This is a genomic window from Sinorhizobium numidicum (assembly GCF_029892045.1).
GTDB classification, from domain to species: Bacteria; Pseudomonadota; Alphaproteobacteria; order Rhizobiales; family Rhizobiaceae; genus Sinorhizobium; species Sinorhizobium numidicum.
This window is the reverse complement of sequence record NZ_CP120368.1, coordinates 3,366,205-3,378,933: the sequence shown is the minus strand read 5'-3', so window position 1 is coordinate 3,378,933 and position 12,729 is coordinate 3,366,205. Positions and strand designations below refer to the sequence as shown.

Below are 12,729 nucleotides of genomic sequence, written 5' to 3'. Positions count from 1 at the left end.
GAGGGGACATGAGGGCACCCCGCCGCCTACTCAGATATGCAGCGCGTGACCGAGCGCCTTCAGGCACGCCTCCTGGAACGCCTCCGACTGGCTCGGGTGTGCGTGAATGGTGCCGGCAATATCCTCCAGGCGCGCGCCCATTTCGATCGCCAGCGCGAAGGCGGCGGACAGCTCCGAAACACCATGGCCGGCCGCGTGGATGCCGAGGACAAGGTGGTTGTCGGCACGCGCGACGACGCGCATGAAACCATCTTCGGCAAGCGTCGTCATCGCTCTGCCGTTCGCCTGGAAGGGGAATTGCCCGATCCTGACCTCGATGCCGGCCGCGCGCGCCTCTTCCGGCGAGAGGCCGGCACTGACGATCTCCGGATCGGTGAAGCAGATGGCCGGAACGCAGCGCTTGTCCCAGCTTCGCTTCTGGCCGGCGACGATTTCGGCCACCATCTCCCCCTGCGCCATGGCGCGATGGGCGAGCATCGGTTCGCCGGTCACGTCGCCGATGGCATAGATGCCGCGCATCGAGGTTCGGCATTGATCGTCGATGCGGATGAACTTGCCCGAGCGGTCGAGGTCGATCTCTTCCAGTCCCCAGCCTTCGGTCACCGGTCGGCGTCCGACGGTCACAAGCACTTTTTCGGCAAGCACCTCGAAGGCGCGGCCGTTCTGTTCGGCAAGGAGGCCGCGCCGGTCTGCCGACAGACGCTTTGCAGCCGTTCGCGTGAAGACCTCGACGCCGAGCTCACCCAGACGCTTCATAACCGGCTTCGACAAGTCTGCGTCGTATTGCGGTAGAATGCGGTCCAGCGCTTCGAGCACAGTGACCTTGGAACCGAGCTTGGCGAAGGCGGTGCCGAGCTCGAGGCCGATATAGCCGCCGCCGATAACCGCCAGTGTCTCAGGCACCTGCGTGAGCGCCAGCGCCTCGGTCGAGGAGATGACGCTGCTGCCGAACGGCAGGTCGGGGAGCTCGACTGGCGCCGAACCGGTGGCAATGACGACCGCTTCCGCGCGAATCCGCTGTATGCCGGTTTCCGTCTCCACGTCCACGGTCTTGCCGTCGATGAACCGTGCTTCGCCGACAACCGCCTTGACGCCTGCCTTCTTTAACAGGCCTGTTACGCCGCCATTCAGGCGGCCGACGATGCCGTCCTTCCAGGCGACCGTCCGCTTGAGATCGATTGCGGGCGCGTTCAAGGAAAGTCCGAGCGGGCTCTTGCCGGAGGCGGCTGCCCCAAGCTTGTGAAACTCCTCGGCCGCATGGATCAGTGCCTTGGACGGTATGCAACCGACATTGAGGCAGGTGCCGCCGGCCTTCGCCTTTTCGACGATTACCGTATCAACGCCGAGCTGGCCTGCTCGGATCGCGCAGACATAACCGCCGGGACCGGCGCCGAGCACCAGGAGCTTGCAGGAAATTTCCTTCATGGTCACATCACCCTTCAACGAAAATCAGCGCCGGCGTTTCGAGCAATGTCTTCAGCCGCTGAACGAAGGTGGCGGCATCCCAACCGTCGATGACGCGATGGTCGAAGCTTGAGGAAAGATTCATGATCTTGCGCGGCACGAACTGCGTGCCGTCCCAGACCGGACGGATAGCAATCTTATTGACGCCGATGATCGCGACCTCTGGATGATTGATCACCGGCGTCGAGGCAATGCCGCCGAGCGCGCCGAGAGAGCTGATGGTGATCGTCGAGCCGGTCAGTTCGTCGCGCGTTGCGGTTCCGCTTCTGGCGGCTTCGGCCAGCCGGTTCAATTCCGCGGCGCAGTCCCAAATGGTGCGTGCCTCGGCATGGCGGACGACCGGTACGGTCAATCCGGCGGGGGTCTGGGTGGCAATGCCGATATGCACGGCCGCGTGGCGATGGATGATGCCGGCATGATCGTCGAAGGTGGCGTTGACGCCGGGCTGTTCGGCAACGGCCTTGACGAGCGCTCGCATCAGGAAGGGCAGGATCGTCAGCTTCGGCTGGTCCGGCTTGCGATCACGGTTCATCGTCGCGCGCAGCTCCTCGAGCGCCGTCGTGTCGACCTCTTCCACATAGGTGATGTGGGGGATGCGCGAGGTGGAGAGCGACATCTTTTCGGCGATCCGCCGCCGCAGGCCGGTAATCTTGATTTCCTCGACCGCCGTCTTGCGGGCGAGGCCTACCTGGGGCGGCACGGGCTCGGCCCCGCGGCTGATGAAGAGGTCCAGATCCTCATGTGTGATCCGGCCGGCGGGGCCTGTGCCGATCACCTGCCTCAAATCGACGCCGCTCTCTTTGGCGCGCAGTCTCACCGCCGGCGAGGCGAGCGGCTTCTTCGATATGTCATGCGCCTCTCGGGCCGCTGGCGCTGGCGGCTGGCTGGGTTCGGCCTTCTCAGGCTTCGGCGCCGCTTTGGCTGTCGGGGCTGAGACGGCGACCGGTTCCTCCAGCACCGCTTCGGCAAGTGCCTCCGGAACGCTGTCAGGGGGTGGCTCGCCACCTTCGCCGGCGACCTCGATCCGCACGAGCGGCGCCTTCACGGCGACCGTATCGCCGATGTCAGCACCGAGCCACAGCACCTTGCCGGAGACCGGCGAAGGAATTTCGACCGTCGCCTTGTCCGTCATGACAGCGGCCAGGACCATGTCTTCGCGCACCGGATCACCGGGCTTCACGTGCCATTCGACGAGCTCGGCCTCGGCGACGCCTTCGCCGACATCGGGCATCTTGATGATGAATTCGCCCATGGCGTCAGCCCTCCATCACTTCGGTAAGCGCGCGGCCGACGCGCGCCGGGCCGGGGAAATAGTCCCATTCCTGGGCGTGCGGGTAGGGGGTATCCCAGCCGGTCACCCGGACGACCGGCGCTTCGAGATGATAGAAGCAATGCTCCTGCACGAGGGACACGATCTCCCCGCCGAAACCAGACGTCAGCGTTGCCTCGTGCACGACGACGCAGCGCCCGGTCTTCGTCACCGACTGCACGATTGTTTCGAGATCGAGCGGCAACAGGCTGCGCAGGTCGATTATTTCCGCATCGATTCCGGTTTCCTCCGCCGCTGCGAGCGCCACATGCACCATCGTGCCATAGGTGATCACGGTCACCGCGGAACCCTTGCGGCGGATTTCCGCCTTGCCGATCGGTATCGTGTAGTGCCCCTCCGGCACCTCGCCGAGCTCGTGCTTCGACCAGGACGTGACCGGGCGTTCGTGATGTCCGTCGAAGGGGCCGTTATAGAGCCGCTTCGGCTCCAGAAACATCACCGGGTCCGGATCCTCGATCGCCGAGATCAGGAGCCCCTTGGCGTCATACGGGTTCGATGGCACGATGACCTTCAGGCCGCAGACATGGGTGAAAAGCGCCTCCGGGCTCTGACTGTGGGTCTGGCCGCCGAAGATGCCGCCGCCGGTTGGCATGCGCAGCACGATAGGGCAGCTGAAGTCGCCATTCGAGCGGTAGCGGATGCGCGCGGCCTCCTGGGTGATCTGGTCGTAGGCGGGATACATGTAATCGGCGAACTGGATTTCGACGCAGGGCTTCAGGCCATAGGCGGCCATGCCGATCGCCGTGCCGACGATGCCGGATTCGCTGATCGGCGTATCGAAGCAGCGCGTCTTGCCGTATTTCGCCTGGAGTCCTTGCGTGCAGCGGAACACGCCGCCGAAATAGCCGACGTCCTCGCCGAAGACGACGACGTCCTCGTCGCGTCCCATCGAAACGTCCATGGCGCTGCGCACCGCTTCGATCATTGTCATTCTGGCCATGTCAATATCCTGCCTTCTGCCGCTGGCGGCGGATATGCCGCGGCATCTCGGCGTAGACGCCTTCGAAGATATCGCGCACGGAAGGCCTGCCGCCGGCATGCAGCGTGCCGTGGGCCTCCGCCTGCTTCTGCGCCTGGATCACTTCGTCCATGATTTCCGCCTCAGCCTGCGCATGCCGCTCTTCCGACCAGACGCCGCGCACGATCAGGTGCTTCTTCAGCCGGAGCACCGGGTCGCCGAGCGGCCAGGCTTCCGATTCCGTCTTCGGCCGATAGGCGCTCGGATCGTCGGAGGTCGAATGCGCGCCGACCCGGTAGGTCACGTATTCGATCAGCGTCGGGCCGAGATTGCGCCGTGCCCGCTCGGCTGCCCAGCGTGCCACCGCATAGACGGCAAGATAGTCGTTGCCGTCGACACGCAGCGACGGAATGCCGAAGCCGAGCCCGCGGGCGGCGAAAGTGCCGGAGCCGCCGCGGGCGATGCCCTGGAAGGTCGAGATCGCCCATTGATTGTTGACGATGTTCAGAATGACGGGTGCCTTGTAAGTGGAGGCGAACACAAGAGCGGAATGAAAATCCGATTCTGCCGTCGATCCATCGCCGATCCAGCCGGCGGCAATCCGCGTGTCGCTCTTGATGGCGGAGGCCATTGCCCAGCCCACGGCCTGGACATATTGCGTGGCGAGGTTGCCGGAAATGGTGAAGAAGCCGTGCTCCTTCGACGTATACATGACTGGCAGTTGCCGACCGTGGCAGGGATCCTTCTCGTTCGAGAAGATCTGGTTCATCATGTCGACCATCGGATAGTCGTCGGCAATCAGAAGCCCGGCCTGACGGTAGGTCGGGAAATTCATGTCACCCTTGCGAAGCGCCTTGCGGAAGGCGCAGCTCACCGCCTCCTCGCCGAGATGCTGCATGTAGAAGGAAGTCTTGCCCTGCCGTTGCGCCATCAGCATGCGGGCGTCGAAGGCGCGCAGCATCATCATGTGCCTGAGGCCCGTCAGCAATTCCTCGTCAGACAGGAGTCCGGCCCACGGACCGACGGCTTCGCCTTCGCGGTTGAGTACGCGGATGATCGAGAAGGCAAGATCGCGGATCGTCTCCGGGTCGACATCGACCTCAGGCCGGGGGACCGACCCCGCCTTCGGAATCTTGACGTTGGAAAAATCGGGCTGGTCGCCCGGCCGAACGGCCGGTTCGGGGACATGCAGACTTAGTCGACTGAATTCATCCATGCGGGTTCCGGCCTCCCTTCCGGATTGCGTATCCACGCAAGTCAATGCCCGGGCGAACGGTCTTGCAGATCTTGCGACTTGGATGGTGGATGCCGGTCGCCGCTAGGGTGCTCCTCCGCCCTAGGCTGCCACACCGGCGCCAACCCCGTTCTGCCAAAGGGTTATGCTGACAGACTGCCACGAGTCCGGGGTTAGATGAAGGATTTTCGACACCGCGCCCGGCATGTCTTGAAGAAAGACAGATTCGTGCCGGCGCATGCGCCGGGCCGATTGCGGAGAGGAGATCGTTTGCTGCCGCGGGTAATTTTCTTTCGCGATCGGCTCCGGGGGCAGGCCGCCGGAGGGCGCCTCAGACGGGCGGCGCGATCTCGATCGGCGTGCCGTCGGAGAAGCGCGACAATCGAAACGCGGCAGGATCGACGATCGGCCTGTCTCCGGTGACGAGGTCGGCGACAAGATGTCCGGCGCCAGGGCCGATGCCGAAGCCGTGGCCGGAGAAGCCGGTGGCGATAACGAGTCCCGGCAGGTTTTCTGCATGGGAAATGACCGGCACCGCATCGGGCGTCACATCGATCAGGCCGGCCCAGATCTGCACCGGCTCGACCTGGCGGAGTGCCGGAAAGACCGTCCTTGCTTCAGCAAAGGCCCTGAGAACGGAACGTGGGTCGGGCCGCGGGTCGAGGATGCGGTGCCGCTCGAAGGCGCCTGGCCGATCGAGCGGCGCGGGCGCGATCTCGAAGAACTCGCGCCAGCTCTGGCCGCTGAGCCCCACCTGCACGGATTCGCCCTCGGCTCTGCGCGCCGGCTGAAAATCGTGGAAGAAGACAAAGCTGTCCGGCACGACCGGGTGCAGGTTGGCGCCGCCGTCGGCGATCGTATAGCCGCCGTCGAGACGCTTTCGGTAGGCAAAGGTCGCCGTCGCGCCAGCGCCTTCAGGACCACTCTCGATCGGCACGGTTCTAAGTACGGTGTTGCGCACCTTCAGTTGTGGCAGCCGGATTTCAAGTCCCTTGCAGAAGAGCCGCGACCATGCGCCGCCGGCAAGCACCACCGTTGCGGTCTCGATGCGGCCCTTCTCGGTTACGACGGCGCTGATCCGGCCGGCGCTTCTTTCAATCCCACGCACGGCGCAGCCGGTGACGATATGCGCACCGGCGCGCCGTGCTCCGGCCGCGATCGCCGGAACCGCCTTCTGCGGCTCTGCCCGGCCATCGCTCGGCGTATAAAGGGCGCCTTTGTAGCGCGTCACTGCTCCGGTCATAACCGTGTGCGTTTCGTCCGCGCCGATCTGCCGGCTATCGACGCCATGATCCCTGGCATGCGCCAGCCAGGCATCGCGATTGGTGATGTCCTCTTCGGTTTCCGAGATATAGAGGATGCCGCTGCGGCGAAATCCGGTCTCGCCGCCAACGCGTGCGTCAAGCGTGTCCCAGATCTTCAGCGAAGCCATGGCGAGCGGGATCTCGCGCCGGTCGCGGCCCATGACCCGCACCCAGCCCCAGTTTCGGCTCGATTGTTCGCCGCCGAGGATGCCTTTCTCGCAGAGCACCACTTGCACGCCGCGCTCGGCGAGGAAAAGCGCCGTGCTGACGCCGATGATGCCGCCACCGATGATGACGACATCGGCCCTCGGCGGCAGCGAATTGTCCGTGATGACGGGGTCGAGTGCAGGACCGGGCATGAACGCCTCATTAAACGGTTCTTTGAGCCTTTCTATCGCTGCATTCATCGGGCTTTGCGATCAAGAGTGTGGGAGCAGGTCCCGCCTGCCATGCACAGTTCTTCCGTGTGTAGCGGTGTAAGCGCGGCCTGTCATTCATCTGTCTTTTCTCGATAAAGATACGATTTGCTCGCTTGACAGATCGGCAGGGTTCGATGTCTGTTGGAAGTCGCGCCGCGGCCGAGCGCGCGAACCATGACGAATCCTAGCGGTATTGATGAGGCGGAGAGATGAGCGGACTTCTGGCGGGCAAGCGAGCGGTGATCACTGCTGCGGCGCAAGGCATAGGCCGTGCGGCGGCTGAGGCTTTCAGCCGGGAAGGAGCGTCGGTAATTGCGACAGACATCAACGAGGAGAAGCTCACGGAGCTTGCTGCGCAGGGTATGGAGGTGGCGAAGCTCGACGTATTGAGCGGAGATGCGATCACCGATTTTGCGTCGCGCACCGGCGATGTCGACGTCCTCTTCAACTGCGCCGGCTTCGTCCACGCGGGCACGATCCTTGAGGCGAGCGATAAGGACTACGATTTCGCCTTCGATCTCAACGTCAAATCGATGTTCCGGCTGATCCGTGCTTTCCTGCCCGGCATGATCACGAAGGGCAGCGGTTCGATCATCAACATGTCTTCGGTCGCCGGCGTACCCATGGGCGTGCCGAACCGCTTCGTCTATTCCGCCAGCAAAGCAGCCGTCGTTGGCCTTACCAAATCGGTGGCGATGGATTTCATCGGCAAGGGAATTCGCTGCAACGCGATCGCGCCCGGCACCGTGCAATCGCCGTCGCTCGAGGAGCGCATGCGGGCCCAGGGCAATTACGAGGAGGCGCGCGCCGCCTTCATCGCCCGCCAGCCGATGGGCCGCCTCGGTACACCCGAGGAGATCGCGGCACTCGCCGTCTATCTCGCCAGCGACGCTTCGGCCTACACGACCGGCCAAGTGCATGTCATCGATGGCGGCATGAGCCTCTGATGGTCGACGCGGCGGGGCTTTTCGAGCCTCGTCGCAGCCTCTATGCTCGCGCGCATGCCTGACGCCGACAACGAGCTTCGCCCGATCCTGCGCATCGATTTCCCGTCCGAAGACCGCCTCGGGCGTGGCAAGATCATGCTTCTGGAACTCATCCGCGAAACCGGATCGATTTCCGCGGCGGGCCGGGCGATGGACATGTCTTATCGGCGCGCTTGGCTGCTGGTCGATGCGCTGAACCGCATGTTCAAGGAGCCGTCGGTCGAGTCGCAGCGCGGCGGAAAGCAGGGCGGCGGCGCCGCGGTCACTGCGTTCGGCGAGGCGCTCATCGATCGCTTTCGAGCGATGGAAACCAAGGCCCGCGCTGCGATTGCCGACGACCTCGACTGGCTCGAAGGTGTTCGTAACCGTGGAGCGGCTTCGACCGGGGAAACCACGCCTCACGAGTAATACTGCCTCACGAATCCGTCAGTAATCCAGGGCGACAGTCTTGATGATGGCGTAGACAGGCTTTCCGGGCACGAGTTGCAGCGCGTCGCGCGAGAGGGCGGTGATGCGTGCCACGACGATATTGCCGCCACAGTCGACGCGGACGTCGACGCTGCCCTTATGGCCCTGCGACAGATCGATAATCCTTCCCTGGAAGACGTTGAGCGCACTGATCCCCTCCGGGCGCGCGGCGGCCAGCATGACGTCGCGCGCCGCAATATAGAGGCGAAGCCCGTGCCCCGCAGGGGCGACAAGGTGCGGTACACGGATGAGGCATCCGCCGGCACGCACAATTGTGAGCTCATGCTCGCGGTCATGGCTGTCGACTATGCCTTCGATCAGCGCGCCGGCTTCCCGCCGGTCGACGGAAAGCGTGGCGGCCGGCTGGCTGAGAATGGCAGCGGCATCGCCGGATGCCTTCACCCGGCCATTCTCGATCATGATGACGCGCTCTGCCAGCCGCGCAACTTCCGCGACGGAGTGACTGACATAGACGATCGGTATCCTCGTCTCGTCGCGAAGCCGCTCGAGATAGGGCAGGATTTCAGCCTTTCTCGCCTCGTCGAGAGCGGCGAGCGGCTCGTCCATCAGCAGCAGCCGCGGCGCGGCAAGCAATGCCCGGCCGACGGCGACACGCTGCCGTTCGCCGCCGGAGAGCGTCATGGGCCGGCGGTCGAGCAGATGGCCGATGCCGAGCATCTCGACGATCTTTCCGAATTCGGATTGGGACTTGCCTGCGCCCGCGAACCAGCGCCCATAGCCGAGATTTCTGCGGACGCTCAAGTGCGGAAAAAGGCGGGCCTCCTGAAACACATAGCCGAAACGGCGGCGGTGGATCGGCGTGAAGAGCTTGCGCTCGCTGTCGGCGATCACGTCACCGTCGAGAACGATGCGGCCGGCAGCGGGGCGCAAGAGGCCGGCGATAATGTTGATCAGCGAGGTTTTGCCCGAACCGGAACGGCCGAAGAGCGCCGTCACACCGCCGTCCGACCGAAAGGCGGCATCGATGGTGAAGGAGCCTATCTTGTGGTGCGCTTCGACCTCGAGGCTCATGCCGTCACCGTTCGTCTCGACGCGGCTGCCGCAAGAATTTCGGACAGCATCAATGCCGTCATGGAAACGATAATGGAGATAATGGCGAGCCGCATCGCGCCGGCGTCGCCGCCGGGCACCTGCGTGAAGGTGTAGATCGCGGCGGAGAGCGTTTGCGTCTCGCCCGGTATGTTGGAGACGAAGGTGATCGTCGCCCCGAATTCGCCCATTGCCTTCGCAAAGGAGAGGATCATGCCGGCGACGATGCCGGGAAGAATCAAGGGCAATGTGACGGTCACGAAGACCCACACCGGCCCGGCACCGAGGGTCGCGGCGGCGTCCTCGAGCTTACGATCGACGGCTTCGATCGAGAGCCGGATGCTGCGTACCATCAGCGGAAAGCCCATGACCGCGCAGGCGAGCGCCGCACCCGTCCAGCGAAACGAAAAGACGAGACCGAAATTCTCGGCAAGGAATGCGCCGACGGGTCCGCGCCGCCCGAATAGGAGCAGGAGGACGAAGCCGGTGACAACCGGCGGCAGGATGAGCGGCATATGCACGAGGCCGTTCAGGACCGACTTGCCCCAGAAGCGTCCGCGCGCAAGCGCCATGGCGGTAAGAAGCCCGAAGGGCAGGCTGGAGAGCATCGCTACGGTTGCTACCCGTAGGCTCAATCGGACCGCCGTCCATTCCGCCTCACTCAGTCCCATCCACTCCAAACCTGAACTCCTTCCTTCCTCAAAAGTCGGCGCGGCACGAAAAGACGCACGGCGCTGTAGACGGAACGTGCGGCGAAGAAACAACAATCTTGCTTCGTCATCGCCGGCGCGTTGAGCTTATTTCGATACGGTGAAGCCCTGCGCCTCAAAGAGCGCCGCGGCCTTCGGCGATTTGACGAATTCCAGATAGGCGGCTGCATCGGCATTCCGGCTATCGGCGGTGATCGCGACTGGGTAGATGATTGGCGGGTGGCTGTCTTCCGGGAAGGTTCCGGCCACCTTGACGCCCGGATCGGCTGCGGCGTCGGTCCGGTAGACGATGCCGTAGGGCGCTTCGCCGCGGGAGACGAGCAGCAGGGCGGCGCGGACGCTTTCGGCACCCGCGACTTTCTGTTCGACGGTCGGCCAGATGCCGAGCTTTTCGAGCGCCGCCTTGCCGTATTTGCCGGCGGGAACCGAATCGACCGCGCCCATCGCCAGACGCCCGTCGCCGAGGAGACCGGCGAGATCGAGGCCGGGCTTGATCTCGACGGCTTTGGCGTTGGCGTTGGCGGAAACGAGAACGATGCGGTTACCGAGCAGGTTCGAGCGGGTATCCGCCTTGATCAGCTTCTTGTCGGCAAGATAGTCCATCCAGGCAAGGTCGGCGGAGATGAAGATGTCTGCCGGGGCGCCTTGCTCGATCTGTCTTGCGAGCGCCGAACTCGCCGCATAGGAGGCGGTTGCTTCGCCGCCGCTCTCTTTTCGCCATTCGTCGTTGATCGCGTCGAGCGCGTTCTTCAGGCTTGCCGCGGCGAATACCGTCACCTTCTCCCCCGCCTGGGCAGGAGTAAAGGCTGTTGCCGCCAGAGCAAAGCCCATGGTCAATATTGCTGCCTTCAACCAGTATCGCCGTTCCTGCATCATGCCTACCACCGTGATATTCAGAAAAATATAACGATCCTTTGCTATCGTTATGTTCAAAGAAATACAATGCTGTTCGATGAAGTCGGGGCCTCGGTTTTCAGTGGATCAGGAAGAGTGGCCTGCGGCATCCGTTTTTCGCTCCCTTGAATGCGGGTCGGCTACCGGTCTAAAATTTCACAGAGAAGCAAGTGAGGTGACGATCCAAATGGATGTGACGGTCAAGCTGGAAGAGAGCTGGAAAACCGCGTTGGCGCCGGAATTCCGGCATGGCTACATGACCGATCTCAAGCGTTTCCTGCTTGAGGAGAAGCAGGAAGGTCGGCAGATTTATCCGAGGGGCAGCGAATATTTCCGGGCGCTCGATCTCACGCCCCTCGGCAGGGTGAAGGTCGTCATTCTCGGGCAGGACCCCTATCACGGTGACGGCCAAGCGCATGGGCTTTGCTTCAGCGTGCGGCCGGGCGTGCGTACGCCGCCTTCGCTCGTCAACATCTACAAGGAGCTTCAGGACGATCTCGGCATTCCGCCGGCGCGCCACGGCTTCCTCGAAAGCTGGGCGGATCAGGGCGTTCTGCTCCTGAACGCCGTGCTGACGGTGGAGCGCGGCCGGGCCGCTTCGCATCAGGGAAAGGGCTGGGAGCGATTCACGGACGCGGTGATCCGCGCGGTGAACGAGCAGGAGCAGCCCGTGGTCTTCATGCTGTGGGGCTCCTACGCGCAGAAGAAGGCGGCCTTCGTCGATCGTTCCCGCCATTTGGTGCTGACCGCACCGCATCCTTCGCCGCTCTCGGCGCATTCCGGCTTCTTCGGCTGCCGGCATTTCTCCAAGGCAAATGCCTTCCTGAAGTCGAAAGGACTCGATCCGATCGATTGGCGGCTGCCGGAAAGTCCTCCGCTGGCAATCGATCGGCAGTCCGCACCGCCGTGTTGACGCGGCCCATCGGCGACCTGTCGCGGATGGGCCTTGCCTTGGCCGCCCCGATCCGCCAAAGACGGGCCTGCGCACGGCCTGGATGCGCGGCGCGGGAACAGACGGGAGAGACGGCATGCGGCATATCCTGATCATCGGCATTGGCGCTGGCAACCCGGAACACATAACCGTTCAGGCGATCAATGCGCTGAACCGGGCCGACGTGCTCTTCATTCCGACGAAGGGCGCCAACAAGGCGGAGCTTGCCGAGGTGCGCCGGGAAATCTGCGCGCGCTACGTGACGCGAGGCGACAGCCGCACGGTCGAGTTTGCCGTACCGATCCGCCGGACCGAGGGGCGCAGCTATGGCGAGAGCGTAGACGAATGGCATGCCGGCATCGCCGCTACCTACGAAGATCTGCTGCAGCATGAGCTCAGGGAGGGGCAGAGCGGCGCCTTCCTCGTCTGGGGCGACCCGATGCTTTACGACAGCACGATCCGGATTGTCGAAAGGGTGAGAGCGCGCGGGCGGGTCGCTATCGACTTCGAAGTCGTTCCCGGCATCACCAGCCTTCAGGCGCTCTGCGCCAGCCATCGCATACCGCTCAACCTCGTCGGCAAACCGGTCGAGATCACCACGGGCCGGCGGCTGGCCGAGAGCTTCCCCGCGAAAAGCGAGACGGCGGTCGTCATGCTTGATGGCGAGCAGGCGTTTCAAGAGATCGATGATCCGGATGCCGAAATCTACTGGGGCGCCTATCTCGGCACCCCGGATGAGATCGTCATCTCCGGACGTCTCGCGGATGTGAAGGAGGATATCCTGAACGCCCGCGCTCAGGCACGGGCGCGCATGGGATGGATCATGGATATCTATCTCTTGCGCAAGGGGGCTGATTTCGATGAATAGCGGCGGCGTCGATCGCCGTCTTTGATCTCTCTCAAAGCATCGGCCCGTGCTATAGGCTTGGAGAAAATGACTGTCTGCACCAGGAAACGCTGATCTTGCCGAAGTATGGCGGA

The 12,729-nt window shown here is 63.7% G+C and carries 12 protein-coding genes; 4 read left to right on the top strand and 8 right to left on the bottom strand.

The genetic code is table 11. The annotated features are described in order from the left end of the window. Positions 1-30: 30 nt before the first annotated feature. From lpdA to PYH37_RS27435, 5 genes are all read right to left on the bottom strand, one after another. Entirely contained in the window at positions 31-1,425 is a 1,395-nt protein-coding gene (lpdA, locus tag PYH37_RS27455) for a dihydrolipoyl dehydrogenase (RefSeq protein WP_280734628.1), read from the bottom strand. Between the two features lie 7 nt (positions 1,426-1,432). Continuing rightward, positions 1,433-2,716, bottom strand: coding sequence for a dihydrolipoamide acetyltransferase family protein (locus tag PYH37_RS27450; protein ID WP_280734627.1), 1,284 nt, complete (start codon positions 2,714-2,716; stop codon positions 1,433-1,435). Between the two features lie 4 nt (positions 2,717-2,720). Further along, on the bottom strand, positions 2,721-3,734 hold the full coding sequence (locus PYH37_RS27445; protein WP_280734626.1) for an alpha-ketoacid dehydrogenase subunit beta: 1,014 nt from the start codon (positions 3,732-3,734) through the stop codon (positions 2,721-2,723). A gap of 1 nt (position 3,735) precedes the next feature. Then, on the bottom strand, positions 3,736-4,968 hold the full coding sequence (locus tag PYH37_RS27440; protein ID WP_280734625.1) for a 3-methyl-2-oxobutanoate dehydrogenase (2-methylpropanoyl-transferring) subunit alpha: 1,233 nt from the start codon (positions 4,966-4,968) through the stop codon (positions 3,736-3,738). Positions 4,969-5,317: 349 nt separating this feature from the next. Further along, the gene (locus PYH37_RS27435) at positions 5,318-6,649 is read right to left on the bottom strand and encodes an NAD(P)/FAD-dependent oxidoreductase (protein ID WP_280734624.1); all 1,332 of its coding nucleotides are present in this window, start codon (positions 6,647-6,649) and stop codon (positions 5,318-5,320) included. Between the two features lie 269 nt (positions 6,650-6,918). Here PYH37_RS27435 and PYH37_RS27430 point away from each other — a divergent pair, with 269 nt between their 5' ends. Beyond that, positions 6,919-7,656 carry an SDR family oxidoreductase gene (locus PYH37_RS27430; protein ID WP_280734623.1) on the top strand — a complete coding sequence of 246 codons (738 nt, stop codon included), beginning with the start codon at positions 6,919-6,921 and terminating at the stop codon, positions 7,654-7,656. A gap of 54 nt (positions 7,657-7,710) precedes the next feature. Continuing rightward, positions 7,711-8,103: a winged helix-turn-helix domain-containing protein gene (locus tag PYH37_RS27425; RefSeq protein ID WP_280734621.1), complete on the top strand. Its 393-nt coding sequence runs from the start codon at positions 7,711-7,713 to the stop codon at positions 8,101-8,103. Positions 8,104-8,121: 18 nt separating this feature from the next. Here the strand turns inward: PYH37_RS27425 and modC are convergent, their stop codons facing one another. The 3 genes from modC to modA form a co-directional block, all read right to left on the bottom strand. After that, the gene (modC, locus tag PYH37_RS27420) at positions 8,122-9,195 is read right to left on the bottom strand and encodes a molybdenum ABC transporter ATP-binding protein (RefSeq protein WP_280734620.1); all 1,074 of its coding nucleotides are present in this window, start codon (positions 9,193-9,195) and stop codon (positions 8,122-8,124) included. Next, a complete protein-coding gene (modB, locus tag PYH37_RS27415; RefSeq protein ID WP_280734619.1) occupies positions 9,192-9,884 on the bottom strand; it encodes a molybdate ABC transporter permease subunit in 693 nt (230 codons plus the stop codon). Before modB ends, modC begins: the two co-directional genes overlap by 4 nt. A 126-nt stretch (positions 9,885-10,010) precedes the next feature. After that, on the bottom strand, positions 10,011-10,796 hold the full coding sequence (gene modA / locus PYH37_RS27410; protein ID WP_280735986.1) for a molybdate ABC transporter substrate-binding protein: 786 nt from the start codon (positions 10,794-10,796) through the stop codon (positions 10,011-10,013). 208 nt (positions 10,797-11,004) lie between these two features. On the opposite strand from modA, the gene ung reads away from it, so the two are divergent. Beyond that, complete coding sequence (gene ung, locus PYH37_RS27405) at positions 11,005-11,730, top strand: uracil-DNA glycosylase (protein WP_280735985.1); 726 nt, start codon at positions 11,005-11,007, stop codon at positions 11,728-11,730. Positions 11,731-11,845: 115 nt separating this feature from the next. Beyond that, positions 11,846-12,616: a precorrin-6A synthase (deacetylating) gene (cobF, locus tag PYH37_RS27400; protein WP_280734618.1), complete on the top strand. Its 771-nt coding sequence runs from the start codon at positions 11,846-11,848 to the stop codon at positions 12,614-12,616. Positions 12,617-12,729: the final 113 nt, after the last annotated feature.

Bases quoted from the DNA above. Each gene is read 5' to 3' on its own strand.
- lpdA (WP_280734628.1), bottom strand. From the start codon at position 1,425: ATGAAGGAAATTTCCTGCAAGCTCCTGGTGCTCGGCGCCGGTCCCGGC.
- PYH37_RS27450 (WP_280734627.1), bottom strand. From the start codon at position 2,716: ATGGGCGAATTCATCATCAAGATGCCCGATGTCGGCGAAGGCGTCGCC.
- PYH37_RS27445 (WP_280734626.1), bottom strand. From the start codon at position 3,734: ATGGCCAGAATGACAATGATCGAAGCGGTGCGCAGCGCCATGGACGTT.
- PYH37_RS27440 (WP_280734625.1), bottom strand. From the start codon at position 4,968: ATGGATGAATTCAGTCGACTAAGTCTGCATGTCCCCGAACCGGCCGTT.
- PYH37_RS27435 (WP_280734624.1), bottom strand. From the start codon at position 6,649: ATGCCCGGTCCTGCACTCGACCCCGTCATCACGGACAATTCGCTGCCG.
- PYH37_RS27430 (WP_280734623.1), top strand. From the start codon at position 6,919: ATGAGCGGACTTCTGGCGGGCAAGCGAGCGGTGATCACTGCTGCGGCG.
- PYH37_RS27425 (WP_280734621.1), top strand. From the start codon at position 7,711: ATGCCTGACGCCGACAACGAGCTTCGCCCGATCCTGCGCATCGATTTC.
- modC (WP_280734620.1), bottom strand. From the start codon at position 9,195: ATGAGCCTCGAGGTCGAAGCGCACCACAAGATAGGCTCCTTCACCATC.
- modB (WP_280734619.1), bottom strand. From the start codon at position 9,884: ATGGGACTGAGTGAGGCGGAATGGACGGCGGTCCGATTGAGCCTACGG.
- modA (WP_280735986.1), bottom strand. From the start codon at position 10,796: ATGCAGGAACGGCGATACTGGTTGAAGGCAGCAATATTGACCATGGGC.
- ung (WP_280735985.1), top strand. From the start codon at position 11,005: ATGGATGTGACGGTCAAGCTGGAAGAGAGCTGGAAAACCGCGTTGGCG.
- cobF (WP_280734618.1), top strand. From the start codon at position 11,846: ATGCGGCATATCCTGATCATCGGCATTGGCGCTGGCAACCCGGAACAC.